Source organism: Bacillus sp. UMB0893 (assembly GCF_002858905.1).
GTDB lineage: Bacteria > Bacillota > Bacilli > Bacillales > Bacillaceae > Bacillus_P.
In genome coordinates, this window is sequence record NZ_PKLB01000010.1 from 85,411 (window position 1) to 112,150 (window position 26,740).

A 26,740-nucleotide genomic window follows, 5' to 3' on the forward strand; every position below is an offset into this window, starting at 1 on the left:
GTCCTTACTTCCAGCCCCATTTTTGAAAGATTTGGTGAGATTCTTCCGTTCTTAAATAATCAATAAATTGCTGTGCCTCTTTTTTCTGATCGGTGATTTTCGTCAGAGCGATCGGGGTTCCACGATAGAGCTTTTCTTCTTTAGGCAGTTCGACCAGGTCGGTCACATCCTGGAGCCGGTAATGCCACGATTCATAGGTAATCCAGGCATCTAGGCTGGAATTCGATTTCCATCGTTCAATGGCTTCGGCACTCGACTTTACAGAAAGGTTAATATTTTGGGAAATGCCTTCGATCAGCCCTTTTCTGCCTGCCATGTCTTCCCACAGGCCAAGCTGGCCAGCCCCATTTACATCGATTATTTTTACTCCCTTTTTCGTTAAATCCTCCAGACTTTCAATCTTCTTAGGATTTCCTTTCCTTACCAATATTCCTGCAGCACGCGGGTAAAGCTCCGTACGTGATTTAGTGTCGATCAGTTCGGGGTGGTTAAAGATGAAGTCCTGCAGCATATACTCGGAGCCACCGAAAATAATATCTGCACCTTGCTTTGCCTGGCCGATCCAATTACCCTCTGGTCCGGCTGTTACTTCCACCTTGATTCCCGTTTCAGCTGAAAAATGTTCAGCAGCTTCCTTGATCGGTCCAAGTGGTCCGCCCGGTCCGTACACCCGGATGACATGATCACTTTGGCTGGAATTTGGTGTCGCCTGGGACGCCGGATTATGGTCCATTTTTGCATAGGCTGACAATCCGGCAGCCGCAATGACAAAGAGAAGCAGAGCTGATAGGAACACGGTCTTCTTCATGATTCTTCCTCCATTTCATACATGTTTTTTACCGGTACTATTAAAGGAAACGAAGGGAGGCTGTAAACGGTTTGATTATAATTGAAAAATAGTAATAAAGTTCCATAAATATATTGAAGCCATTATCTAATTGACCTCCCATTTCACGAAATACCTCACAATCTCGAATTTTAAAGTGACAATAAAGTTATTTAATTTTAAAACCTCAAACAAGCATAACCCCGTTCTAAATTTAGTCGGTTAATTTGTGTCTAATATCAAAATGGAAAAAAATCTTAACTTATTCGACATTATCTAGGTATTCAGGTTTCTTTTTTCCGTAAAATTCACCTTCGATATATATTAGTCCAATGCAACTCAAAAAAGGTTGCCGCAGCAACCTATCATATCCATCGGTTCGATTATTCAGGCATTGATCTAAAGGTAATTGAAACGCTGCATTACCATACCATCAATGACAATGCGTATATAAAGAATCTTGAAAAGTCGCTTAAAGCTGCCAATATAGCCGGTCTAAAAAGTGGGCAAAAGAAAAAGCTGCACAACTTAAGGAGGCAGCAACTCGCAATCCATTTCAGAAAACCTTATATCACAGTCACATTTTAAGCCTGCATATGTATATTGATATGCTTCTTCAATACAAAGAGCATCTATCAAAGTTGGCAGCTGAAATAGACGCTCTCGCAAAAGAAATTGAAGAATATGAAATCATTCAATCCATCCCAGGAATCGGAGAAAAAATCGCGGCAACGATTATCTCAGAAATCGGGGAGATTGAACGATTTAGTCACCCAAAAAAACTTGTAGCGTTCGCTGGAGTTGACCCAAGTGTCTTTGAATCTGGCAAATTCAGAGCCACTATGAACCGCATAACCAAAAGAGGATCCAGCAGACTTCGCCAGGCTTTGTTTATGGCTGTAAAATGTGCCATTCGTGATTGCTGCAGACAGAAAACGAGTGATGAAATCATCCCTAGCAACAAGAGGTTACGAGCGTTCTACGACAAGAAACGAGAAGAAGGCAAACCATACAAAGTAGCCATCATTGCCTGTGTCAACAAGCTTTTAAGATGGATATTTGCGATGTTAACCAATAAAGTGGCTTTCCAAGATATTGAGTAAAATCTAAACCAAACCTCATCATACAGAATCTTCCAAAAATTTTAGTCTATCATATTTTATTTACCTTTTTTATTGATAATTCTTGACAAGCTATTAGCTGGTTTTGCGGAAGAAGAAAATTTGATCTAAATGGATAACGAATAAGTTGGTTCGCCAAACGTAAGAGTATTGTCATCATTAAATCCAAGTTTAATATAAAACAACTTACCTGAATCGTTTTCTAGATTCACAGTTAAATGAAATCGGTTACAAGTAGGGTGGAATGTTTATGGTACTTTAATAACATCTTTAATCGAGTCAGAACCCAGCCCACTTCTTTGAAATCTTTTATCTATGAAAAAATGGAATAACCAATAGTCTTATTTACTAGCAGGCGTGTAATGCAGATTAAAGAAACCGACCATTTCATTTTGATAATAGATCCCATATGGATCTACTGTTCTTCCATCTGTCTGATGTAAGCTTTAGCAAGAGCAATAGCAACAGGTGGCGAAACACTTGCCACAAATTTTAGTAGATCATCAAACACGGAAAGCCCAAGAGCTTCCCGAAAGTTTTCTGAATTTATCTTTCTAAGCTCTCCTTAGAGATCATGTTCACCTCACTTTTCCATAAACATTTTAAAAAGCTATTTAGATAAATTTGCGAATTGAACTTTTATTGCCTTTGCTAAATCCTCTACCTTAGTTTCAATCTGTACACCGATATTTCCCCCACTGACAATGATTGTACCAACTAATAGAGCTTTTTCATCAATAAAAGTAGGAAACAAACTTTTCATTCCTATTGGAGAACAGCCACCCCGCACATATCCAGACAGTTTCGTTATATCCTTAACTGGAATCATTTCAACTTTCTTCTCTCCAACAACCTTAGCAGCCTTTTTCAAATCGAGCTCGTCTTCAACCGGAATAACAAAAACATAATATCCCTTGCTAGAACCTTGGGAAATAAGGGTTTTATACACTATCCCTTTTTCTTTTCCAATTTTTTTGGCCACAGATAAGCCATCAATTTTTCCGTCATCTGCCCTATACGTCATTATTTTATATTCTATTTTTTCTTTGTCTAATATCCGCATTGCATTGGTTTTAACTTTTTTCATCTTTTACACCTTCTTTGAACACTTAATATTAGCTCTTAGCGAATGCAGCCAAAGTCTTATACCAATCCGTCTTATTCCTCTACAATTTTGTTTCGAGGTTCTTACTAACCATATATTAACAGCCAATGATCCTTGTTCCATGATAGCGCCCGATTGTGGAAGATCGTTCTGGAACATCCACGTTGCAAGGTTATTCAAGAAACGCCCCCTTTAATGGAATAACTACAATATGGCCTCAGTCCTAAAATTGCTCAACTCACAATTCTTCTTGAACTAACGCATGCGTTAGTTCAAGAAGAATGAGTAATCTTTTCTAATATAACACCCTAAAACAATCCGTTACTCATAAATAAAATAACTCAAACATAAAATGCATAAACCCAAACAAAGTAGCATCATAAATAGTTTTTTTAAATACCACGGTAATAAATTAATAATATATAAAAATATTTCCCCTAAAACATCTCCAGGATCTGCATTTATAGTTTCATTTTGATAAAACTCTTTATTTTTAAATGAAAAAAATATCAAACTTAAAAATGAAAAAATATCAAAAATAATCATTAAAATAGTCATGTTGACTCCTATATGACTCCCTCTTTTTTTACATTATTATATCATTTCTTATTCAACTAAACTGCCCGATTATTGAAGATCATCCTAGAACATCCACGCTGCAAGTATATTCCAGAAAAGCCCCCGATTGCTGAATTAATGTAAGATACAATTATTAATCATTGTCACAACATTTTAGTAGCTTGGCTAATAACCTTACTCTGTATTTTGTATGTAAGATTTCTTCAACTGGCAACACACAATGCCACGAGTTTGCAATATATTGTGCAATAGCAGGTTTATCATAAATTAAATCGATATATAGACGTTTTTCACTTGATGTCTTTATTGATTTAGATAACTCTATATATATATCATCTAATCCATATGGCTCGACCACACTTTGGACAGCTAATTTCCCATATACCCTATCCCACCAAGCCAAAAATGATTTTATGCTTTCATTAAAACCTTGAGTTCCTTTTTCATTATTTTCAAAGAAGCTTTGGTATAGCGTAACATCGTATTTCAATATCCCATTATGATCGTATTTTCTGTTACTACTATTTTTTTGAACTGCTGTATTCCATACTTCTCGAAATGTACCTGCGAATTCTTCATCTTTTTTTAATCCCCAGTTTGTACTGTCCAAATAAGGAAATAAAGGTTTATCATCGTTAGAATTATTTAATGTAATGTTCTGCATAAAAATTAAATAATTTAACGAATATGGTGCATTCAATTCTAAAACAAATGAATTATTGTCATCTTTATTTTTCAAGAAAACCACACCTTACAAATAGTTTTTAAACATAAATATATTTAGCTGGATAAACAAAAAAAGGAATTACAAACCATCCAAAACACCTATATATATGGAGCGATCATACTTTTCCACAATACCAGCTAATTAAAGGTCAAGTTTTTCTTGAAATTCCTTTAAAAAATCATGTTATACTAAAATTAATCATACTAAATAACCCTCTATAAAATACAGGGTTATTTTTACATTTTTGGTTAATTAATGGTTCAAGCCCTGAAAGTCTCTTTCCGTTTTAAGATATAATAAATCCAGTGAAGAAGCTTACTTGAACAGGCAATCATCATATATTGATACGAGTATTTAAATTTGATGAATTTTTATATTGTTCTTCTAGATTTTTCTTCATTTTCATCCCCCTTCCAAATGGACCAAATTGCACTTTCTCGTGTTCTTTTAAGTCTCCGATGAAAAAAAGCATTCTACAAAAAAGAGGCTAACCCTCTTCTTTGATTAAAACCCAGATAATGCAATAAAAGGGGCAACGTCTTTACGTCTCCCCTTTCTTTATTAGCCTTTTTTTATTTTTAACATCGAGTTAGCATTCGCTTGAAATTCATATGGAACTTTCACTTCTTTAACTGTACAGCCTTTGTCAGCCAGATAACTTATTAATTTATCTAAATGCTCATATCTTTTTCCCTCTAAATCAACTAAAGGGAAAATACGAACTTCCTCTTTCGTTACTCTCAATAACTCATCTATCGTTTCTATGTGAAAGTGATAATCTAATCTATCCGCATACATAAATAGAAAATGTGCAGAGAGAAGAATATCAAATTCTTCATTCTTAAAGAAGGTAATGTAACGGGAATGTATCTTTCGCTAGATTCCTTTATATCTTTGGTACAATCTTGTAAGGCATTTAAACGATGGTTTCTAAGACCTTTTATATCTTTGAAATAATCCCATTTATAATTATTTTGGGCTTTTTGCATATGCTCCATCGCGTGATCAATATCCTGTAAGCCCTTATTCTTTAGGTCTTCACCGGAATAATAATAAGCAATATCGCAAGCTGTTACTTCTAAACCTGATTTGTTACCAACAGCAGTAAATGAACAAGCTCCAGCTGGACAATCGAGTATTTTCTTCCCTTGTAGTTCTTCTTCTGAAAGCGAGAACATATCCAAATACTCGTCAAAGGTTCTCCCAATAAAAACAATTCGCTCTAAATCTAACTTTGTACTCTGCTCAACTAAACTCACCTCTTCTAATTCATATTACCACGAACAAAGTGGTAATATTAACCTTTTTTTGACTTTCTTTTTGAAATAACCTGCTCTTTAGTTGAATTAGGCATAAAAAATGAGCTGCCAAAGCAACTCATTATGATCTTCAATTCAAGCGCCCGATTGTGGAATAAGGCAATATATTAACCATTATCTTCAGTTATCTTCCATTCTCGTTATTCTCCTTTTTACTTCCTTGTCGAACTCTATATAATATATCCAATATCTACCGAAACTCCCACTATTCATATTCCATCAAGGGTGAATAATTCATTTTATATTTTGAATGCTAAATCTAATGAAGAAAAATGTTACTTAATACTATCGTTATTCAAAGGTTTTGTTTCAACTATAGAAACTTTTTCTCTTTTTTTGAATCTTATTTCTCAATATCTTATTATGAACAACGTACGAAAGAGAGGTGAATCCATTGAAGCAATACGAAGTAGCTACACTGAAAAAAGGACTTCTAATTTTAGATGCTTTGCAAGAAAAAGATATGACACTTCGTGAAGTTATACAAACATTCTCATTTAATAAATCAACAGCTTTTCGTTTGTTATATACCCTTGAAATAATGGGCTATGTTAAAAAAATTGATAATTCCTATAGTCTTACAAATAAGATGGGATCTTTGTCTTCCTTTAACTCAAAAGCAAATTGGTTATCGGTTCCACCTTTATATGAATTGAGTAGAGAAGTTGGAGAAACAGCTTATGTTGGAATCCTTTATGGTACGGAAGTAGTCACCGCACAAGTTGTTGATGGCACTCATTCAATGAGGGCACACTCAGAGGTTGGTGACCGGGCTCCAGTACATTTAAGTGCTCTAGGAAAAGTCATATTAGCTTTTTTAGACAAAACCAAGCTCGAAGGAATCCTTAAAGAATTAACATTAGTGCAAAATACAAAAAATACATTTGTAGACTTACACTTATTAAAAGAACACCTAAAGGTCATTCGTAAGCAAGGATACGCAGTAGATGACGAAGAGACAGAAATAGGCTTACGCTGTATTGCTGCTCCTGTCATCTTTGAGGGAAATATGATTTCAGCAGTTGCGATAGCTGGTCCAGCCCTTCGGTTGAATAAAAAATTAGATAAAACTTTTAGTAAAAAACTTATTCAATGTAGTTTACGTATATCGAAAATGCTTTGATGGAAAACATCCTAAAATTTGAGGAGGGAGAATAGATGAAAGAGATGTCAACAAAAGTATACATTGCATTATTTTCTTTGGCTATTAGTGCTTTTGCCATTGGAACAACCGAGTTCGTCATTGTAGGTTTACTTCAAACAGTTGCTGATGATCTATCTATTTCGGTGACAAAAGCTGGCACTTTAATTTCTGGTTATGCAGTAGCAATAGCTGTTGGAACTCCAATTGTAACAGCTATTACAGGGCGTATTCCAAAAAAAGGATTTTTACTCATCTTAATGATGGTTTTCATTTTAGGTAACGCAATTTCGGCTATTGCAGAAACTTATGAAGTATTAATGATCTCACGATTTATTACTGCTATCGCACATGGTGTATTTTTTGCAATTGCAGCTACAGTCGCTGCCGATATCGTACCAGAAAACAAAAAAGGAACTGCTATTTCAATTATGTTTACCGGATTAACAGTAGCAACCATAGCTGGTGTTCCAATGGGGACTTATATTGGACAACAGTTTGGTTGGCGCGCTACATTCGGTGCGGTAGCTGTACTCGGCATTATTGGGCTAATCGTAAATGTATTTGCCGTTGATAAAGTGAACAGACAAACAAATCCTCCTACTCTTAAAGATGTAGGGCAACTTGTGAAAAATCAACGAATTCTACTGGCACTATTAATGACCGCATTAGGTTTTGGTGGAACTTTTTCGTTATTTACCTACCTCGCTCCTATACTGGAAAAAATCAGTGGGTACTCAGCTGGATCTATTTCATTGCTGCTTTTAGTTTATGGAGTTGCCGTTGCCATTGGAAATATAGTAGGTGGGAAAATGGCCAATCAGCATCCAGTTAAATCATTACGCTTCGTCTTTTTAATCCAAGGTACCGTACTTTTATTACAAATGATACTACTACCTAGTAAAGGATTAAGTATTTTATCTATTATTTTGTTAGGTTTATTTGCATTTATGATGTCTCCAGGAGTTCAAGCGTACATTGTAACGCTTGCTGAAAAATTGGTTCCTTCTGCAAAAGATATTGCATCTGCACTAAATATATCAGCCTTTAATGTAGGGATCGCTGCAGGATCTACCTTAGGTGGATTAGCAGTAGACTATTTAACGTATTTAGATACGGCATGGATTGGTGCGATTATGGTGGCATTCGCATTTCTTCTATCCGTACTGAATTATAAATTAGATAAAAAACAAAAACTATTTTAAGGGAGAGTTTATTTATGAACTTACAACAACTAGAAAACGTAGAAAAGGAATTACAATTTGAAACATTTACAAATGAAGATGCTCTAAATCTTGGTATGACATTAATTAATTATGCAAAAGAAAATAACAAAGCAGTAGCTATTCATATTGAGCGTAATCGAGTACCTTTATTCACCTATCTAATGGATGGTACTTCTGAAGAAAATGTATTTTGGCTATATCGAAAAAAACGCGTAGTGGATCATTACAACAGAAGCTCACATTTTATTGGAGCGAGATTCGAAAAGCAAGGAACGACCCATGATGAAAGCTCTCTTCTTCAATCATCTGATTATCAAGCTATAGGAGGCTCTTTCCCTATACGTAATAAAGACATAGGCGTAATTGGGAGTGTAACAGTAGCAGGGCTTACACCTCAACTTGATCACGATTATGCTGTCGAGGGAGTAAAACGTTTCTTAAAAAAATAAGGAGTTTATGAACAAATGGTTGTCGAATATGCCATGTTAATCATCAAAGAAGAGTTAGTGGAGGAGTTTAAACAGACAATTAACGAAGCATTCCCTATTTTAAGCAGTTCTGAGGGGTACTTATCTCACAAACTGCTTCAAAATAAAGAGAATCCAACTCATTTTATACTCTTTGTTAATTGGAATAGTTTAAAAGACCATATTGATGGCTTTGTAGGGAGTGCTAAATTCAAGAAATGGGACTCTATGCTCAGATACTTCTTTGATAGTTATCCGAAAATCTTGCACTATACAGAACTAAAATATGATTAATCAACATGTACCTGTCAAGTATACAGTTATAAAAGACTGCCTTTATGAGGCATGAGTTCGGTATTCAATCGGACTCATGCCTCATTTGTTTTGTATGTCAAAAAGTTTTAAACAGTAGCTGAATGCTCTTAAACTTTTTCCACCGTGACCAATGATTTAAATAATATAAACAAAAAAACTTTTTAAAACTAAAATATTCAACAATCTGGCCCGATTGTTGAACAAAAAGGTTGAAGTCATTCTTCAATTAAACTGCCCTTTAATGAAATATCCATTATTTATAATAATATCATTAAAATTCCATTTTAATGTGGCTCAGTAGTCATCATCCTGTTATAAAATAATTCGAGAATCTATAAGCCAATTAGCACACTAATTCGCACACTAATTTTATAATGGACAATCGTTATTGCTAAATATGCTGCTAAATAGGAAACTATTTCTGCTCGAAAACGGTTAAAAACCTTGTAATATCAACAAAAATAGCAGGTCTAATTCATATGCGAATTATCCTGCTGTTTTTAGTGCTATTTACTGTTTTCCCCCCGTAAGCGGAACCCCTTAGTTTAATTTGGCCGGTTTCTTTCTATTTGACGAATCCTTTTTGAAACCAGTAATAAAAACCTCTGACGATGATAAGAATGCCGCAATTTATGAAAAACTGCATCAGAAGGCTATAATTATTATAGGTTATTAACTCAGTATATTGTGCAAGCAAATAAGCAAATCCTTGTATCCCATAAGCATACATTCCAAAGTAGACACATTTTTTCAGGAAACCTTTTTTTGGGTAATACAAGATAAAAAAAACAGAAATCGCAGGATAAAAAATATAATATAACGAAAAGCTCATTTTCGTAGATTCATGAAACTCTCGAAAAGGAAACTCCATATTACCTGTAAATGTCTGAATGTAAACGTAAAGCCATGCTAGGGATTGTGAAAACAAAAAAACAATGTTGGCATCCCTGCGTTTCTCTCTTGGCACTTTGAAAACAAGCAAAAGAATGGCAGCAGCCCATATCAGAACTAGCACGATCAATTCACGCATGGTTTTCTCCAGATGGCCTCAGACCTTTTTTGAACCACTTAACATACTGGTGATTGAGCATTAACACAAGCACAACGGAAAAGAATGTCCAATACCACTTCCACTCGTCATATTTCACAACATTTGTATATTTTTCCAGAATGACTTCTGCAGCCGTAAAAACCGCCGAAAATACAAAAGCATACAGCCACTTAATCATAGTCCCTTTTTCGGATGGATAATATAAACTAAAAAGGATGGCTAAAATAGGAAAGAGGAAAAATTCAAATGTAAAGCTAGATTCATTTATCTGATTTTCCTTGCTTAAAAGCTGAATAGGATAACTAATCCATCCCATTTCTACGACAAATAAACCCGCTGCCCACGATAAGGATCCAAGAGAAAGAAATGGAATCCATGCTTCCCTTGCCCGCTCTTTCGGAACCAGCTTCCAAATTAATAAAATACCAATAATAATTGATGCTGCAATAATTAATCTGCCATTTAGCATTGTACTCTTCCCATTTCCGTTTTTTTATTACTATTTACTTCAAAAAAGGAAATTATGCAGAAAGACTGAATGGCAGATATGGGATGAATAATTTTTTTATGATACAGTAGTTGTACATAGATCGTTTATTTTTTTAGACGGGAGAGACTTTCATGAAAACAAAGGCTTTACACGATTTTCTAAGAGAGCATGCAGACAGTATGACAGCAGAGTGGCTTCATTCAAGAACATATGAACCTAATTCCGTTTATTCGAGTGATACACCTGACCATATGACAAAAGAACTTAAAGAGCAAAATAAGCTCTTTATTATGACCCTTGTTAACTTGCTGGAAGATCCTCTAAATGACCGCCTTAGCAGCTGGGCACAGGAAATTGCTACCGAAAGAGCGCTGTCAGAAACCCCGCTTTACCGTACGATTCATCAATTTACACGTTTTCGGTTCATTTTTTGGGAATATGTCGAAAAGTATATATCGATTCATAAAGATGGGATCACTTCAGCAGATATTCTTTACTGGAGTAAAAGCATTCATTCTGCCTTTGATCATGCAATCGAATTATTTACCCGGTATTATTACCAGGTTTCAGATGCACGAATTGAAGCTCAAAAAACAATCATCTATAAATTGACTACCCCTATTATTCCTATTTCAGATGAAATTGGTATCCTGCCGATTGTTGGCGATATAGATACGCATCGCGCACAGCTTATATCAGAAACCGCCATCAAAAAAGCGGAAGAGCTTAAATTAAATTATATTGTGGTTGATATTTCAGGTGTTTTATTGATTGACACGATGGTTGCAGGACAGCTATTTAAAATGATTCAGATGCTAAAGCTTCTAGGCATAGACGTAACGATAACGGGAATTCGTCCTGAAATTGCACAAACCGCCACTCAATTAGGTATTGATTTTGGAAACCTTGCAACATTTGGACAGCTGAAGCACGCGCTGAGATATTTATTTAGAGATCAAAGCAATTAAAAAAGACGTGAATCACGTCTTTTTTGTTTATTCCTTATTCTTAAAAATCACTGGATCCAGTGCAAGAAACCTGCTTCCGCAAAGGACAAGGAAGGTGGATATTGCAAGTAATGCGACATCTAGTTCAAACCCTCCAATAAATTCGGCTCCAAGCTTTGCAGTAAAAATGGCGCCCAGCATAATCAGTCCAAATAGTGCCGCAATCACTCTTGTTCCAAGCCCAAGAATTAAGAGAATTCCCCCAGCAGCTTCAATTATGGCAATCGGATAAGCTAGGAATCCCGGCACACCGATACTGTCAAAAAAACCTGCTGTATTGCCTACTCCTCCCTGAAATTTCATCAATCCATGAGCAAAAAAGATAAATCCTAATGATACTCGTAAAATCAGTACACCTATTTCTGTCGTTTTTGTCATATGTATCTTCCCCTTTATCAATTAATACTACAAAACGTAGTGTAATTCCTTAAAAATTTTTAAGATAGCTCTATTAAAAACATGGCCAGCAGCATAAAAAACACTATCAATGAAATAGCCGCTTTTTGAAAAGGCAAATCCAGCGGTGCCTCTGCTAATGGATCAATAATTTTTTGCATTCTAAGATTAATGGCTGTATCAGCAAAAGGTGCATATGAAAAGGATAAACGCTTCTTTTTATGGCTGTTTTTCAAAAGTTTTAAGAGTGCACTTCCTAAATATGCAGAAGATTCAAGCCTGCTGATGGCATTATGGTCAGCCAGGATTTCCCTAATCATTTTGTATTTTAGATAAAACCAGCTGAGAATCGGGATATACCACATCACCGATGAACTTACAGATAAAATGAATAGCTTCAGCGGATCTCTATTTTTCTGATGAAAAATCTCATGAAGAATCACAGCTTGCTTTTCACTATCATCCAATAGATTCAGCAGCCCTGTGGAAAGAATAATTTTCGGCCGAATAAATCCCATCGTTAATGAAATGATAGACTGATCATTTATAACCAGAATCGTATTTTTAGGCAGAGAAAAATGCTGGTTATAGTGAGCAGTCAACATACCGTTTGTCAGAGGCCTCATTTTCTTGTAAAGCTGCTGGGAAAGAAAAAGCTGCTTCAGTACTTTATATACTGTCATGCATATGGTCGCATAAACAATGACTTCAAGCAGAATTTCCAGTGATGTAAACCCTAGTGACTGCAAGGCAGTGCTGCATAATTGAATCAGATTAAATTCAATCGGGAGACCGAGAAATTTGTGAAAAAGATAAATGGACATTTGAATAAGCAAAATGAGCGAAATGGACACACATGTTAAAAATAATTGTCTGGATCTTTTTTCCCACATGCTATTTTTCCTTTTTCATTTCTTTTATTTTTTGTTCTAATTTTGCAATCAAACTTTCATCGGCTTCCTCTAAACTATCAATCATATGACTGACAACAAGTTGCCCGAATTCATCAATTAGGCCATTCGTCAATTCTTTTGATTGCCTTTCAAGAAAGTCATTTTTTGTTAAAACAGGCCGGTAGAGAGAGCCTCTTCCTTCCATCCGTTTTGTTAAAACTTCCTTTTCCACCAGGCGGTTCATCACCGTCATTACAGTGTTAAAGCTCGTCTTTTTCTCTTTTTCAAGCTTCTGCTGCACGTCTTTAATCGCCAGTTCAGATGAATTCCAAAGGATGTTCATAATTTTAGCCTCTAAAGGGCCAAAAAAACGATTTAACCCTTTTTCATTGAATTTATAATTTTGGATTTTCACAGAATTAAACACCTCACACTACAAATTGTAATGCCAATGAAGCCACTAGTCAAATGACTAAAGAAGGATTTAGTTGTTTCTCCCTATCAATAGATGGTAGATTAATAGAAAAGGAGGAGAAATGCATGATTCTTACCGGAATGATTCTTGATGTGGAAACAACAGGCTTATCTCCCATACAGGATGAGATAATTGAAATTGGTTACGTGCTGTTCCGCTATCAGACGGACACAGACGTTTTTTTAGAGATAACAGAGGAGCATTCTTACTTAAGAGAACCGCTATCTCTCTCATCCAGAAAGAATTATGAATTTGCTTACCGAATTCACTCAATTCCTTTCGAAGATGTGAAAGGAAAATCATTTAATGATGAAATAATAAAATCAGCAATTCAAAAAGCAGATTTTATTATTGCCCATAATGCCTCATTTGACCGCAGCTTTACAGCTAAGATGTATCCTGAGCTTTATTCAAAGAAATGGTATTGCTCTGCAAGAAACATTCCGTGGAAAACGTACGGGTATCGGAGTGCGAAATTAATCAGCTTGTTACATAGCCACGGCTTAGCAGCTATCCAGACTCACCGTGCTTTAGACGATGTGAACCAGCTGTATCAGCTGTTGAAAAGCTCAAATTATGAAGGGAAGTCCTATTTAAATGTTGCTTTGACAGAACGTTCTTCCAAATCGAAGGAACAGAAAAAATCGTTTAAGGCTTCACTCTCAGGTGTTAAACAAAAAGATAAAAACGGAATGAGCCCGCAAAACTTTCTTCCGGACCTTACAATAAGCGAACCTGTTCTTTTAGAAAAAGATGAAGCAACTGGCAGAATTCATGTCTTCTCATTTTCAAAGCAATATCTAGGATTTTTAAGCGCAGTTCACAGCAAAAAAATGAATACCTATATGAATGAATCATATAAAGTTACAGCAAAAGTTCTTGAAAAGATGGAAAATGAAAAAGGAGAACATGGCTGCAGGATTGAAATGACGATTGAAGTATCAGCAAAGGTAAAGGTTCATTCTACTAACGGTTAATAGAACAGCATACAGCTGTTCTTTTTTGTTTGGCCTTGATATTCCAACATCGTTAAATCGTAATTACTCTATTGGTATCAAGGTATTTTTCTTCAAGATTTTTTTAAAGGCTCTTTTCATAAAGTTTTAGAAAAAATGGTTAAAACCTTTAGTGGATTGTAGCGGAAGGCACTTGACTCCTGCGGGAAATAGAGGAGGATACAAGTGCCTGCAGCGGAAATCCACGGGTACGATTAATAACCCCAAAAAAATCAATGCGAAAACAGCCTTTTTAAAAAACCAACCCATTTCGGATTGGCTCGGAACTGCTTTTATTTATGATCAGCAGGATACTCCACACCTATTTGCTTTCTTGCTTCATCCATAACTTCCATGACTTTGATGGAATTTTCATACGTATTAATGTTTGATTCGTACAGATCATTTTGTATTAAGTCGATAAATTCTTTTATTTCGTAATACATCGTATCTTCTTTTTGCGGTCTCGAGATGTCTTCTACTCTGCCGTCACGGTAACGAATTTCCACTTTTTCAATCGTACTGATCCGATCAATAATTATGCTGCCTTCTTCGCCCTGAATTTCAGATGGAAGCTTTGAATCTGTTATTTTTGAATACATCATCACAGCATCTTTATCCTTATATTGAAGGAGAATGCTTCCTTCGCCGTCAACTCCTGAGCTTAGGCGCAAGCCGCTCGCTTTAATTGTTTCCGGCTTTCCGAAAAGAACAATCGAAGGATACAAGGCATAGATTCCAATGTCCATCAGTGATCCATTTGAAAAAGATGGATCAAATGCATTCAGCACGGTTCCCGAACGATATGCATCGTAGCGTGATGAATATTGGCAATAGCTCGCTACATACCTTCTGACTGTTCCTATTTTATGCAGGTTTTCCTGAATGCTTTTGAAGTTTGGAAGAAACGTTGATTTCATCGCTTCCATTAACAGCACGCGATTTTCTTTTGCGGCTTGGATCATTTTTGTTATTTCACTAACATTGGAAGCAAGCGGTTTTTCACATAATACATGCTTTTTATGATTCATGAAAAGAATGGCTTGTTCAGCGTGCAATGAGTTAGGACTTGCGATATAGACTGCATCAATTTCATCGCTTTTTGCCATGCTTTCTAAATCTGTATATGTTAGGTCTACTCCATATTTTGCAGCGAATTCTTCCGCTTTTTCACTTGATCTTGAATAAACAGCCTTCAGCGAGAAATCCTCGACCTGCATCGCTGCTTTTAATAAGCGGTCTGTAATCCAGTTTGTTCCTACAATTCCAAAACGTATCAATTTGTTTCCTCCTATGTATCCTGTTTGCTATTACAATATCATAAGGAAGCACCAGACGTCTTACTTGACGTGTGCTTAAATTAATTCAACTTCAACTGATTCAATGCCTTTTACTTCTTTAATATCCTCATAGACATCTGAAGTATAACGATCATTTTTAATCAGCAGAATCAAGTCAACTGTTCTTAGATCGCGGTCAATAATATCTTTAATCTTTACATACTTGATTTTCATGTTTTTTTTGCGGAGCGAGTGCAGGATATCAGATATATTGACGTTTACAGGAACTGTCAGTTTCACCTTTAATTCTTTGAGTCTAAGCGTTTTTGGTCCGAGTTTTTTTACCAAAGGTGCAATGATCTCAATTGATCCGATCATGAAAATAAGGGCAATAAGCGCTTCCTGATAAAATCCTGCACCAATCGCAATCCCTAGACCGGCTGCTCCCCAAATCATTGCGGCCGTTGTAAGCCCGCTGATTACATCATTGCTTCTGCGCAGAATTGCTCCCGCTCCCAGAAAGCCGACTCCGGAAACGATTTGCGCAGCAAGTCTGAGAGGATCCATCGGACGATTGTATTCATTTGAAAATGTGTATGCAGCTTCAATTGAAATCATTGTTAAAAGACATGAGCTGACCGCAATGACAATTGTTGTTTTCAGCCCAAGCGGCTTTTTCTTGATTTCACGTTCAATTCCGATAATGATCCCGACTAATAATGACAAAAATAATTTTAAAATCGTGTCCAGTTGAACAATGATATCTTCCAAGCCCTTCACCCTCTTCTCTATCTCTAGTTTGCTCTATTTTAATTTCAATCATTATACCATTCGGTACTAGTGGTTCCTATGTGTATTTTGTCATGTTCCTGTTTTGCCTTTTGACTGACTAACTTTAGATTTAATCGATTCATTTTTACTTTTATCAACCATACCTATGCCTACATTCTGCTTAAATGGAGACATGGATTTCGCTTTTCCCGGTTTCCAGGGCACCATTTCGCTTTATTGGGGACATGGATTTCGATTTTCCCAGTTTCTAGGGCACCATTTCGCTTTATTGGGGACATAGACTTCGATTTTCCCAGTTTCTAGGGTACCATTTCGCTTTATTGGGGACATAGACTTCGATTTTCCCAGTTTCTAGGGCACCATTTCGCTTTATTAGGGACATGGATTTCGCTTTTTCCGTTTTCTAGGGCACCATTTCGCTGGAGCGCTAAGTATTGGCCGATAAACCAAATACATCTAGCACCTCGGAAGAGTTTTTTTAGGTTCTCGCTGAAAGCTTTTTGGCCTGGGGTTTTCATTTTCATAAAAAAACAAAGCACCCAGCTGGATGCTTTGTTCAAATTTTTATTCTTCTTCAATGGTATTCGTTTTTTTACGTTTGAATTTGCTCATGATTTCATAAACGATCGGCACAATCAGCAATGTAAGCAGCGTTGAGCTTGTTAAGCCGCCGATTACTGTTACACCAAGGCCTTTTGAGATAATGCCGCTTCCGCCTTCAAGTCCAATGGCAAGCGGGATGAGAGCCCCGATTGTTGCAATAGCTGTCATCAGGATCGGACGAAGACGTGTCGTTCCTGCTTCAAGCAATGCTTCTCTAGTCGTGTGGCCTTCTCGTTCTTTGTGAATAACCCGGTCGATGAGAACAATCGCGTTTGTCACTACGATTCCAATCAGCATCAGTGCTCCAATCATTGAGTTAATACTGATGGTTTCACCTGCGATCAGTAATCCAACCAATGCACCGATAACGGTAAATGGAAGGGAGAACAGAATCGCGAATGGCGCAAGTCCGCCGCCGAATGTTATGACAAGAACAAGATAAACAATTGCAATTGCTGCCAGCATTGCAAGTCCAAGCTGTGTAAAGGATTCTTGAATATCTTCTGTTACTCCGCCCGTGTCAATGTCAACGCCGGATGGCAAGTCAATTCCGTTCACCTTCTCTTGAACATCAGCAGATGCTTTTGCAACATCATCTGTTGTCAGTTCTCCGGAAACCTGTACATAAATACGTCCATCACGTCTTGTAACCGTGTCTGACGTCTTTCCTTCTTCAATTGACACAACATCTCCAATTTTCACTTCTTTGCCAAGCGGCGATGTAATGGTTTTATCTGTTAAATCATTTATATCATCAAACGTTTCTTCCTCTGTTTGCAGATAAACGCTGACTTCTTCACCATCTTTTTCAATCTGTGTCAGGACTGGACGTTCTCTTTGCGGGCTTAGCTCCATCCCGATTTGACCAGCTGTTAACCCAAGCTTGCTAAGTTCTTCCTGATTTGCAACAAATGTATACTCATCGTACGATTCAGCAAGACTTGAGCTTACATTTTTAAAACTTCCATTGTTATTCATAATTTCTTCAATATCCGCGACTGCAGGTTCAATATCTTCTATTGAATTGCCGTAAACAAAGAATTGAACTTGATTGCTTCCAGCGCTTTGAGTGAAGTCTTGTGCTGCCCATTCTCCCTGCTCGGTTTCTGCTTGAAGATCTTCAATGACTTTTTCTTTTTCTTTCTCAAAATTCTCTGTATCGTCTTCATACTCGATGAAGAAAACAGCACTATTGGTATCGCCCGGATTCATCGGGTTTTCGCTGCCTAATGAAAACTGCACTAATGATACATCTTTACGATCCATTAATAGGTCTTCTGCTTTTGCAACAACTTCTTCAACTTGCTCTTTTGTTTCTCCCGGAGCAGGTTTGTATGTTGCATACACTAGTTTTTGTTCCTCTGAAGGCAGGAAGCTGACGCCGATAACAGGAACAAGGAACAAGCTGCCTACAAGCATCAGGACTGCAATACCAGATGTAATCCATTTGTGGTTTAATGACCAATTCAAAATGTTTCTGTAAGCACCTGTCATTTTGCCAGGTTTATGCTCTTCATGCTTCTTAATTTCCCCTCCGTACAGCCCCTTTTTAAATAAGCTGTGCGCAAGCATCGGAACGATCGTAACTGCCACTACCAATGATGCAAGCAATGCAAAAACAATGGTTAAGGCAAATGGAAGGAATAGCTCTCCAATGACTCCATTCACTAATGCCAATGGCAAGAAAACCGCGATTGTAACGATTGTTGAAGACATGATGGGAACGAACATTTCCTTCGTAGCTTCCCGAACTAAGTTCATTCCGCTTAACTTCTCACCTTGCAGCGACATTCTGCGGTAAATATTTTCAATAACGACAATAGAGTCGTCGACAACGCGTCCAATCGCTACCGTCATCGCGCCAAGCGTCATAATATTAAGCGTAATGTCCATTTGCTTCAATAATAAAACAGCAATTAATAAAGAAAGCGGAATGGAAACAACTGAAATCAAAGTTGATTTAATATCTCTTAAGAATAAGAGAATAATGATAATCGCAAAGATAGCTCCAAATAAAGCTTTGCTTAGCATTGTGCTGACTGATTCCTCGATTGGTTCAGCCTGATCCAATGTTGAAAGGATTTCAAGATTGTCATATTCTTTTTCAAAATCCGCAAGCTCTTCTTTTACAAGATTTGCTACATCTACAGTATTTGCATCCGCAGATTTAACAACTTGAAGGCCGATTGCTTCTTCTCCGTTTGTTCTTGAGATCGATTCTGCTTCTCCAACTGTTTTAATATCTGCCAGTTCAGACAGCTTAACTGTCGGAAGTTCTACAGGCTGAGATGTCTGGGGTGCCTGTGCTGATCCTGGCACTTGTTCAGTTCTAGATGCCTGACCCGCTCCAGGAGCAGTTTGTCCCGGCATGCCGCTTTGCCCTTGCCCAGCCTGCTGCTGGCCAGAACTGTCACCGCCGGACGGAGTTAAAGGAATCTCCATATTTTTTAAATCATCAATACTTAGGATATTTCCATCGACAACGACAGATTGTTCCTTATCTCCGAATGTATATAATCCAAGTGGGAATTTTACATCAGAGCCTTTAATCATGTTTTGAACGGTTTCTTCATCTAAACCGTATTCTTTCATCTTGTCTTCTTTAAATGTAAATTGTACTTCTTCAACTTGCTGTCCTGATACCTGAACAGATGATACACCTTCAAGTCCTTTTAATGCCGGAACAATTTCATCCTCTGTGAGTGCAGTCAAATCGCTTAAAGATTGTTCATCATCTGATATACTTAATGCTAAAATAGGGAAGGCATTTAAGCTAAGTCTTGAAACATCCGACTCATTCACTCCTTCTGGAAAAGAAAGATCGGAAAGTGTGCTTTTTACTTCTTCTTCTGCTTTATCCATATCCTTTTCAAAAGCATATTCAATTTGGATGGATGATGCATTTTGGAAAGAAGTTGAACTGACAACGTTCACTCCATTTAAATTTTGCACGGCCTGTTCAATAGGCTCCGTGACCTTTTCTGCTACCTCTTCTGGAGTTGCTCCAGGATAAACAGTTGTGACCGTTACAATTGGTGTTGTGATGTTAGGGATTGTTTCAAGTTTCATATTTAAACCTGAATATAGTCCTGCAACTGTCACGATAATGGTAAGAAGCCACACTGCAAACTTGTTTTTCAAAACAAAATTAATGATCTGATTCATGCTGTCCTCCGGCAATTTATTTTTATTGACTGACTGGTCATAATAATTAATAATATAAATGACCAGTCAGTTACAGTCAATCATAAATAACCATTCTAAGAATGAATTTTTTGTAAATGTGAACATTCAGTCAGAAAGTTACTTATCTTCGGACAGAAAATCTCCTATGCAGAAGAACTTTCTGACTGAGGCAGAAAATGAATAAACTTAAGTGCAACAGAAATCTTTCATACAATTTCAATCATTTTTTACCGATATATAAGGAGATTACATGATGAAGGAAAAAGAGAAACGGATTATTGAAGCGGCTATGAAGCTTTTCGCTAAAAAAGGCGTTACATCTACATCCATTCAGGATATTGTAAACGAATGCGAAATCTCAAAAGGTTCCTTTTACCTTTATTTCAAATCAAAGGATGCCCTTTTGCTTGAAACGTTCAAATATCATTTTGAATTGATTCATTCAAAGATGGAAGAAGTGAAGAATCAGGATTTAGAACCGCGTGATCTTTTAATCGCCCAGCTTTCCTGTCAGTTTAATGAAATCAATAAGCATAAAGACTTTATTATTATGCAAATGAGGGAAAATGCGATTCCAAATAATCCTTCTATTGGCGCTTTTATTCAAAAAATGAATGCAGAGTCCAATCTGTTTGTTAAAAAATCATTGCTTGCCATCTATGGTGCGTCTATTGAGACCTACATCTGGGATTTAAGCATGATTCTTCAAGGAATGATTCATTCGTATTTGAAATTTATTATTCTAGAAAAAGCAGAATTAAATTTAGATGACCTGGCTTCTTTTCTTTTGAAAAGGATGGATGATGTTGTGGCTGGATTGAAAGTCTCTAATGAAAAGCCAATTCTTTCAAATGAGATAGAGGATTCATTATTCGGACTATGTGCAAGGATGAGCAGAGATGAACTCTTAGCTAAAATTGAACACACCAAAGAGCAGCTTTCGGGAGATCTTCGTGTAACACTCGAAGTGCTTGAAGCAGAAATAAAAGAGGATACTCCAAGAATCGCTGTCATTCAAGGGATGCTTGCGAACTTGAATCAGGATCCGAGTTTAGCAGAGCTTCAGCAAGTCATTGCAGCTTATTATCGCATTAACCTCACATAGAAAAAAAGAGAGATTTCATTAAATAGAAATCTCTCTTTTTTGCATTAAGATGCTAATGGAATCAGCTTTCTCTTATATAATGCGGCAATGATATTCATCAAGGCTACGGGTATTTTTTTTGGAAAATAAGCTTTGCGGTAATATTTCTCGAAAGCTGTTTTCAAATCGTCCCATTGAGTACAATCTTTCGTTTGTCTAAACCTGGCGACGTCGATCATTTTAATTTCACCATGATTCGTGATAAAAATGTTGCGAAGGTGAATATCCGATGGATTTAACCCTCTTCCTTTTGCGTGCATCAGTGCTTTATCAATTTCAATAATATGTTCATCTGTAATCGAAATCCCTTTGCTTACACATTCAAAAAGTGTACTTCCGTCAATAAAATCGATGACTAAATAGTTTTCGCCAGCTTCATAAATGGTTGGATAATACTCGATTCCCTGAAGAGTTCTGTAAATTTCGGCTTCTTCCTTTGCGATGTGAGTAAAGGAAGGAAAAAATACTTTCAGCGCTTTTTTCTCTTTTGCCAATTTAAAGACATAGGCACTTCTTCCAGCTCCGATAAATAATAACGTCGGGTCATGGTCAAGCAGCTTTGCTCGTGTTCCTCTGCCCCCAATCTTTACACTGTTAGCTAAAGTCTTGTATTCAGTCATTTTGTGAACCCCCTTTCTCTTTGTCTGTTTTCTCTTAAGATCCCAGTTGTTCAATTTGATCAAGTATACTTGTCATCTCATTTACCGTTTTGAGTATCCCGGAGTCTTCCAAAACTTGAATATTCCATTCTCCATTATCTATTTGCTTTAGGGCGGAGTCGATTCCAGCCTCCAAAGATTCGCTGTAGCTGACAAGCTGATTATGAACATCTTCGGCTATCCCTGGCGCCTCGATTTCATTAAATGCCTTTATCTCTTCCTTCATATCAGTAAGCTTTTGCTCTAGTTCTTTTCTTGCTTCTGTGTTGCTTACAGCTTCCTCAGCAAGCGCTGGAAGCTCCTCGGCAAAAGAACTTGCCTCATTAATATAGTCCTTTGTATCATTCGCATATTGTAAAGAAGAATTCACACCCTCAAGCAACGAACATCCGCTAAGCACGACCAATGACAAAACAGCAAACAATTTCAAAAATTTCATCATACCGCTCCTTTATACAATTTTAAGAAAAATAAAAGACGTTAGATCCAATTACTTGGTCATAACGTCTTTTTCGAAAGAGACTTCACCAAATAATCGGCAAAGGTCTCGCTAACAACATCCGCTGCCAGCAAAGCCGGGGAAGGATCCCGTATTGACGACTTTGCTGTAAAAGCTACTCCCCTTTAAAGGAATAGATATTTAAGTTATCTCCATTATACAATTAAGGCAGCACGTGGTCAATTTTACTGCTTTTTAGCATAATCATCCAACTGAAATTTTTTCACCCATAACAAAATAATAACCTGCTGTTTTAATATCATGAACGATACTATGCAGTCCTTCCTCTTCAAGCTTCCCAAATAAATGGTGAGCACTTGATAGGTTAAAGCTAAGCATCTCTTCTTTATTTAAGCCAGAAATCCGGACATCGTCCAAAAGGTTTTCAAACTGTTCATCAGCAAATACATTAATGCCCACTTCATAAGCAACGGCTCCTGTATCAGAACCATCCAAATTGATTTCTTCAGATTTTAAGTACCAAAAGTCGTAAAAGATGTGATCTTTCAATTTCGTTCCTCCCAGCATTTAATGCAGATAATTCTTATTGTATCAAAAATAGTGGCTTCATGTAAAAAAGGCCCATTCATCAATGTGAATAGGCCATTTCCTATTATTCTTTCACTTCTTTTTTCATAAACCCAACCATTGCAGCTGTAATTAGAGAACCAATTAAGATTGCTGCGATATATAATAGCGGGTTGCCGTCAACAATTGGAATGACGAATGCCCCGCCATGAGGTGCGCGAAGACCAATTCCAAAAATCATGGTGAGAGCTCCTGCTGCTGCTGAACCGATAACAGCTGCCGGGATGACACGTGCCGGGTCTGCAGCTGCAAATGGAATCGCTCCTTCTGTAATAAAGGATGCCCCCATAATATAATTTGTTTTTCCTGCCTCTCGTTCTGCTTTCGTAAATTTCTTTCTGAAGAAAGTCGTTGATAAAGCAAGCCCAAGAGGAGGCACCATACCGCCAGCCATAATAGCTGCATGAGGAGCAAAGTTTCCAGCATCAATCATGGCAATTCCGAATGTAAATGCTGCTTTGTTTATAGGACCTCCCATATCGACTGCCATCATTCCGCCTAAAATCAATCCTAGAAGGACTAAGTTACCAGTTCCCATGCCTTTAAGCCATACTGTTAATCCATCGTTAAGCGCTTTGACTGGTTCAATGACGATATACATCATGATCAAACCTGTCAGCAAAATACCGAATAACGGATAGAGAAGGACCGGCTTAATGCCTTCAAGTGAATTCGGCAATCCGCTGAATGCCTTTTTAAGACCGACAACTAAATACCCTGCCAAGAAGCCGGCAATTAAACCGCCTAAGAATCCAGCGCCGCCTGTAGCGGCCATGAGTCCTCCGACCATACCTGGCGCAAAGCCCGGACGATCAGCAATACTCATTGCGATAAATCCGGCAAGGACAGGAATCATAAGGTAAAACGCATTACCTCCGCCAATTGTGCTAAGTGCTTCTGCAATTGGGTGATAGGAAGGATCGTTTGGATCTGCTGCTTTAATTCCAAAAATAAAGGAAATGGCAATCAGAATCCCGCCTCCGACCACAAACGGAAGCATATTCGAAACCCCGTTCATTAAGTGCTTATAAAAACCCGTTCTTCCTGTTTTTTGTGAATCTGCAGATTTATTCGCACCACTGCTCTTAAATAGAGGCGCATCTTGATCAACTGCTTTTTGAATCAATTCCTGAGGCTTTCTGATCGCTTGTGCGACCGGCACTTGAATGACGTGCTTTCCTGCGAATCGGTCCATCTCGACTTGCTTGTCAGCTGCCACAATAATCGCATCTGCTTCAGCAATTTCTTCCGCTGTCAGACCATTTTTAATTCCGCTTGATCCGTTCGTTTCCACCTTGATGCTGACGCCCATTTCTTTCGCTTTTGCTTTTAGTGCATCGGCAGCCATATATGTGTGGGCAATTCCAGTAGGACACGCTGTAACTGCCAAAATCTTTTTGCTCGAGGATGAAACTGCAGGTTCTTCCTCTGTTTCCATCTCTTTTTCTTTTTGATCAATGGCAGCCAGAATTTCTTCTTTTGAAGATGCCTCCTCAAGCTTCTTCTTAAAAGCTGGATCCATCAAAAAGCTGGATAATCTGGAAAGCGTTTGCAAATGCTCGTTGTTAGCACCCTCTGAAGCAGCAATCATGAAAAACAGATGTGCCTTTTGTCCATCAAGAGATTCATAGTCTACTCCTTGTTTAGAACGGCCAAATGCGATCGCAGGCTGCGATACTGCACTTGTTTTCGCATGGGGAATGGCGATTCCCTCTCCAATTCCAGTTGTACTTTGCTGTTCTCTTGCCAAAATAGCTGTTTTATACTCTTCTTTATTTCTTAATTTTCCTGCTTGATCAAGTGTCTCAATGATTTCATCAATCACGGACTCTTTTGACCGTGCATGCAAATCAAGAATGATTGTATCCCTAGTTAATAGATCGGTAATTTTCATTTTGGTTCCCCCTTCAATTTTTTCTATATCTCAATCACATTAATTTCGTTTATTAGCTGTTCTGCATATTCCTTTGTGCAAAGATCTTCTGAAAAAGCAGTTGCACTTCCAGAAGCCACACCTTTTTGAAAAGCTTTTTGATAATCCTGATGCTGCATGAAGCCTGCGATGAAGCCGGCAACAACTGAATCTCCGGATCCAACAGAATTCTTCACATTTCCGATTGGGACATTTGCAAAGTATGCTTGATTGTCATTCATAAAAACGGCGCCTTTCTCAGCCATTGATACAATAATATTTTGCACGCCTTCCTCAATCAGCTTTCTTCCATAATGGACCGCTTCTTCCACTGTGCTGATTTGTGTTTCGAAAAGTTCACCCAATTCGTGATGATTTGGTTTGATTAAGAACGGTCTGCTTGAAAAGGTGCTTCTCAATGAATTGCCCGATGTGTCGATCACAACTTTCACACCGTTCGACCGGCACTTGGCGGCAATCTTTTCGTAGAAATTTTCTTCAAGCGCTGATGGAATGCTTCCAGCTAAAACCAGTACATCATCTGCATTCAATGAATCAATCTTTTGAAGCAGTTTCGACTTCTGTTCTTCTGTAATCACTGGACCCTGTCCGTTTATTTCAGTTTCTTCATTAGATTTTAGCTTAACGTTAATTCTAGTAAGATCTGAGACGTCGATAAAATCATGTGTAATACCTTCAGAAGAAAGGAATTCTTTTATGAATTGTCCGGTAAATCCGCCTGCAAATCCAAGTGCAGTATTTTCTGTTCCCAGACGTTTCAGGACTCTCGAAACATTGATTCCTTTTCCGCCAGGGTAAACGTTGGCACTCTCTGTCCGGTTCAAATGACCTTCTTTAAAATTGTTCACCTTCACGACATAGTCGATTGAAGGGTTTAACGTACATGTGTAAATCATGCTGTCACAACCTTTACTTCTGTCTTTTCCATAAAATCATAAGCTACATCTTCTTCAAGTTCGTTCGTAATTACGACTGCCTCACGCAGTTCAGCAATCTTCGAGAATGAAATCTCATTAAATTTCGTAACATCTGCAAGAATATAAGCTTCCTGAGATAGTGAGATCGCAAGCTTCTTCATCGCTGCTTCCTCAGGATCTGGAGTTGTATACCCTGCTTCAAGATGAATTCCGTTTACTCCCATAAAACATTTATCAAATCGGCAGGCATTTAATCCTGATTGTGCTGCACTTCCTACAAGCGCTCTCGTTTTTGGCTTCACAAGTCCGCCTGTCAGGTAGGTTGGAACATGATTCTCGAGCAGAAGCTCTAAATGCGAAACCCCATTTGTGACAACTGTTATATCTTTGCCTTTTAAAAATGGGATCATCTGCATAGTTGTTGTCCCTGCGTCAATGTATATGCTGTCTCCATTTTTCACTAAGGCTGCTGCAAAACTTGCAATCTGCTCCTTTTCAGCGGCATTTTTTGAGGATTTTTCAATAACACTCAGCTCTTCTCCTTTTTGATGGAAAAGAGATGCCCCCCCATGAACACGTTTTAATTTTTTTTCTTTTTGAAGCTGGCTCAGATCTCTTCTTATTGTTGATTCAGAAGAAGATGTGGCATCTACTAATTCCTGTATAGTTGCAACCTGCTTTTCACCTAATACCTCGATGATTTTACGGTGTCGTTCAGGTGTAATCATGCTGTCACCTCCAAGCTTATCCTTCTTTATACCTAAAATCTTTATTGATTTCATTCTAACGTAAGCCCTTACAAAAATCAATCAAAAACTCTCAAAAACAATCAAAATTAACCATATAATCTACAAATCAATCAAAAACAGTCAAACGATCGCTGTCTAATATTGAATGTAAGGATATTGATTCCAGGTTCATATCACCAAAATTGAACACTTTCATTCTATAACTGTGATAGCTTTGATTCATTGGTTTGACTGCTCAGGCCCCTTTTCTGACCGCT

26 protein-coding genes and 2 pseudogenes are annotated in these 26,740 nt (G+C 37.5%); 8 read left to right on the forward strand and 20 right to left on the reverse strand.

Going from position 1 to position 26,740, the window contains the following annotated elements; all coding sequences use genetic code 11:
* Window positions 1-4 precede the first annotated feature (4 nt).
* Window positions 5-808, reverse strand: a complete 804-nt coding sequence (locus CYJ36_RS20430) for an extracellular solute-binding protein (RefSeq protein WP_101569109.1) — start codon at window positions 806-808, stop codon at window positions 5-7.
* A gap of 506 nt (window positions 809-1,314) precedes the next feature.
* Here CYJ36_RS20430 and CYJ36_RS20435 point away from each other — a divergent pair.
* Window positions 1,315-1,929: pseudogene (locus CYJ36_RS20435) on the forward strand (IS110 family transposase); the annotation flags it as partial.
* Window positions 1,930-2,557: 628 nt separating this feature from the next.
* On the opposite strand, the gene ybaK reads toward CYJ36_RS20435, so the two are convergent.
* From ybaK to CYJ36_RS20465, 4 genes and pseudogenes are all read right to left on the reverse strand, one after another.
* On the reverse strand, window positions 2,558-3,034 hold the full coding sequence (gene ybaK / locus CYJ36_RS20445) for a Cys-tRNA(Pro) deacylase (protein WP_101569110.1): 477 nt from the start codon (window positions 3,032-3,034) through the stop codon (window positions 2,558-2,560).
* A gap of 339 nt (window positions 3,035-3,373) precedes the next feature.
* Entirely contained in the window at window positions 3,374-3,610 is a 237-nt protein-coding gene (locus CYJ36_RS20455) for a hypothetical protein (protein ID WP_101569112.1), read from the reverse strand.
* A 154-nt stretch (window positions 3,611-3,764) separates the two neighbouring features.
* Complete coding sequence (locus tag CYJ36_RS20460; RefSeq protein ID WP_101569113.1) at window positions 3,765-4,370, reverse strand: group-specific protein; 606 nt, start codon at window positions 4,368-4,370, stop codon at window positions 3,765-3,767.
* 549 nt (window positions 4,371-4,919) lie between these two features.
* Window positions 4,920-5,617: pseudogene (locus CYJ36_RS20465) on the reverse strand (SAM-dependent methyltransferase).
* 454 nt (window positions 5,618-6,071) lie between these two features.
* Between CYJ36_RS20465 and CYJ36_RS20470 the strand changes: the two are divergent.
* The 4 genes from CYJ36_RS20470 to CYJ36_RS20485 are packed head-to-tail and all read left to right on the forward strand — an operon-like array spanning window position 6,072 to window position 8,805.
* On the forward strand, window positions 6,072-6,800 hold the full coding sequence (locus tag CYJ36_RS20470; RefSeq protein ID WP_101569114.1) for an IclR family transcriptional regulator: 729 nt from the start codon (window positions 6,072-6,074) through the stop codon (window positions 6,798-6,800).
* A gap of 35 nt (window positions 6,801-6,835) precedes the next feature.
* Entirely contained in the window at window positions 6,836-8,023 is a 1,188-nt protein-coding gene (locus tag CYJ36_RS20475) for an MFS transporter (protein ID WP_101569115.1), read from the forward strand.
* Window positions 8,024-8,037: 14 nt separating this feature from the next.
* Window positions 8,038-8,493: a heme-degrading domain-containing protein gene (locus CYJ36_RS20480; RefSeq protein WP_101569116.1), complete on the forward strand. Its 456-nt coding sequence runs from the start codon at window positions 8,038-8,040 to the stop codon at window positions 8,491-8,493.
* A 15-nt stretch (window positions 8,494-8,508) separates the two neighbouring features.
* Window positions 8,509-8,805 (forward strand): antibiotic biosynthesis monooxygenase family protein, encoded by a 297-nt coding sequence (locus CYJ36_RS20485; protein ID WP_101569117.1) that lies wholly within the window; start codon window positions 8,509-8,511, stop codon window positions 8,803-8,805.
* A 586-nt stretch (window positions 8,806-9,391) separates the two neighbouring features.
* Here the strand turns inward: CYJ36_RS20485 and CYJ36_RS20490 are convergent.
* Window positions 9,392-9,856 carry a CBO0543 family protein gene (locus tag CYJ36_RS20490; RefSeq protein WP_101569118.1) on the reverse strand — a complete coding sequence of 155 codons (465 nt, stop codon included), beginning with the start codon at window positions 9,854-9,856 and terminating at the stop codon, window positions 9,392-9,394.
* The gene (locus tag CYJ36_RS20495) at window positions 9,849-10,346 is read right to left on the reverse strand and encodes a CBO0543 family protein (RefSeq protein WP_101569119.1); all 498 of its coding nucleotides are present in this window, start codon (window positions 10,344-10,346) and stop codon (window positions 9,849-9,851) included. The genes CYJ36_RS20490 and CYJ36_RS20495 overlap by 8 nt, the downstream gene beginning before the upstream one ends.
* 152 nt (window positions 10,347-10,498) lie before the next feature.
* Here CYJ36_RS20495 and CYJ36_RS20500 point away from each other — a divergent pair, with 152 nt between their 5' ends.
* Window positions 10,499-11,335, forward strand: coding sequence for an STAS domain-containing protein (locus CYJ36_RS20500; RefSeq protein ID WP_101569120.1), 837 nt, complete (start codon window positions 10,499-10,501; stop codon window positions 11,333-11,335).
* 27 nt (window positions 11,336-11,362) lie between these two features.
* Here the strand turns inward: CYJ36_RS20500 and CYJ36_RS20505 are convergent, their stop codons facing one another.
* From CYJ36_RS20505 to CYJ36_RS20515, 3 genes are read right to left on the reverse strand one after another with little or no spacing between them, the layout of a single operon-like run.
* Complete coding sequence (locus CYJ36_RS20505) at window positions 11,363-11,752, reverse strand: DoxX family protein (RefSeq protein ID WP_101569121.1); 390 nt, start codon at window positions 11,750-11,752, stop codon at window positions 11,363-11,365.
* Window positions 11,753-11,811: 59 nt separating this feature from the next.
* The gene (locus CYJ36_RS20510) at window positions 11,812-12,663 is read right to left on the reverse strand and encodes a M56 family metallopeptidase (RefSeq protein ID WP_101569122.1); all 852 of its coding nucleotides are present in this window, start codon (window positions 12,661-12,663) and stop codon (window positions 11,812-11,814) included.
* A gap of 1 nt (window position 12,664) precedes the next feature.
* The gene (locus tag CYJ36_RS20515; protein ID WP_101569123.1) at window positions 12,665-13,078 is read right to left on the reverse strand and encodes a BlaI/MecI/CopY family transcriptional regulator; all 414 of its coding nucleotides are present in this window, start codon (window positions 13,076-13,078) and stop codon (window positions 12,665-12,667) included.
* 125 nt (window positions 13,079-13,203) lie between these two features.
* Here CYJ36_RS20515 and CYJ36_RS20520 point away from each other — a divergent pair, with 125 nt between their 5' ends.
* Window positions 13,204-14,115: an exonuclease domain-containing protein gene (locus CYJ36_RS20520; RefSeq protein ID WP_180850511.1), complete on the forward strand. Its 912-nt coding sequence runs from the start codon at window positions 13,204-13,206 to the stop codon at window positions 14,113-14,115.
* 311 nt (window positions 14,116-14,426) lie between these two features.
* Here CYJ36_RS20520 and CYJ36_RS20525 read toward each other — a convergent pair whose 3' ends face one another.
* The 4 genes from CYJ36_RS20525 to CYJ36_RS20540 form a co-directional block, all read right to left on the reverse strand.
* Window positions 14,427-15,413, reverse strand: coding sequence for a Gfo/Idh/MocA family protein (locus CYJ36_RS20525; protein ID WP_101569125.1), 987 nt, complete (start codon window positions 15,411-15,413; stop codon window positions 14,427-14,429).
* Window positions 15,414-15,488: 75 nt separating this feature from the next.
* Complete coding sequence (locus CYJ36_RS20530) at window positions 15,489-16,184, reverse strand: MgtC/SapB family protein (protein WP_224768192.1); 696 nt, start codon at window positions 16,182-16,184, stop codon at window positions 15,489-15,491.
* 90 nt (window positions 16,185-16,274) lie between these two features.
* Window positions 16,275-16,412: a hypothetical protein gene (locus tag CYJ36_RS24175; RefSeq protein WP_219621142.1), complete on the reverse strand. Its 138-nt coding sequence runs from the start codon at window positions 16,410-16,412 to the stop codon at window positions 16,275-16,277.
* Between the two features lie 357 nt (window positions 16,413-16,769).
* The gene (locus tag CYJ36_RS20540) at window positions 16,770-19,973 is read right to left on the reverse strand and encodes an efflux RND transporter permease subunit (RefSeq protein ID WP_101569127.1); all 3,204 of its coding nucleotides are present in this window, start codon (window positions 19,971-19,973) and stop codon (window positions 16,770-16,772) included.
* 274 nt (window positions 19,974-20,247) lie between these two features.
* On the opposite strand from CYJ36_RS20540, the gene CYJ36_RS20545 reads away from it, so the two are divergent.
* A complete protein-coding gene (locus tag CYJ36_RS20545; protein WP_101569128.1) occupies window positions 20,248-21,099 on the forward strand; it encodes a TetR/AcrR family transcriptional regulator in 852 nt (283 codons plus the stop codon).
* Window positions 21,100-21,143: 44 nt separating this feature from the next.
* On the opposite strand, the gene CYJ36_RS20550 is transcribed toward CYJ36_RS20545, so the two are convergent.
* From CYJ36_RS20550 to CYJ36_RS20575, 6 genes are all read right to left on the reverse strand, one after another.
* Window positions 21,144-21,758 (reverse strand): serine/threonine protein kinase, encoded by a 615-nt coding sequence (locus CYJ36_RS20550; protein ID WP_101569129.1) that lies wholly within the window; start codon window positions 21,756-21,758, stop codon window positions 21,144-21,146.
* A 34-nt stretch (window positions 21,759-21,792) separates the two neighbouring features.
* On the reverse strand, window positions 21,793-22,236 hold the full coding sequence (locus CYJ36_RS20555) for a DUF6376 family protein (protein WP_101569130.1): 444 nt from the start codon (window positions 22,234-22,236) through the stop codon (window positions 21,793-21,795).
* 264 nt (window positions 22,237-22,500) lie between these two features.
* The gene (locus CYJ36_RS20560) at window positions 22,501-22,806 is read right to left on the reverse strand and encodes a hypothetical protein (protein ID WP_101569131.1); all 306 of its coding nucleotides are present in this window, start codon (window positions 22,804-22,806) and stop codon (window positions 22,501-22,503) included.
* Window positions 22,807-22,909: 103 nt separating this feature from the next.
* A complete protein-coding gene (locus CYJ36_RS20565) occupies window positions 22,910-24,778 on the reverse strand; it encodes a PTS fructose transporter subunit IIABC (protein ID WP_101569132.1) in 1,869 nt (622 codons plus the stop codon).
* 23 nt (window positions 24,779-24,801) lie between these two features.
* The gene (gene pfkB / locus CYJ36_RS20570; RefSeq protein ID WP_101569133.1) at window positions 24,802-25,713 is read right to left on the reverse strand and encodes a 1-phosphofructokinase; all 912 of its coding nucleotides are present in this window, start codon (window positions 25,711-25,713) and stop codon (window positions 24,802-24,804) included.
* Complete coding sequence (locus CYJ36_RS20575; protein ID WP_101569134.1) at window positions 25,710-26,462, reverse strand: DeoR/GlpR family DNA-binding transcription regulator; 753 nt, start codon at window positions 26,460-26,462, stop codon at window positions 25,710-25,712. The genes pfkB and CYJ36_RS20575 overlap by 4 nt, the downstream gene beginning before the upstream one ends.
* Window positions 26,463-26,740: the final 278 nt, after the last annotated feature.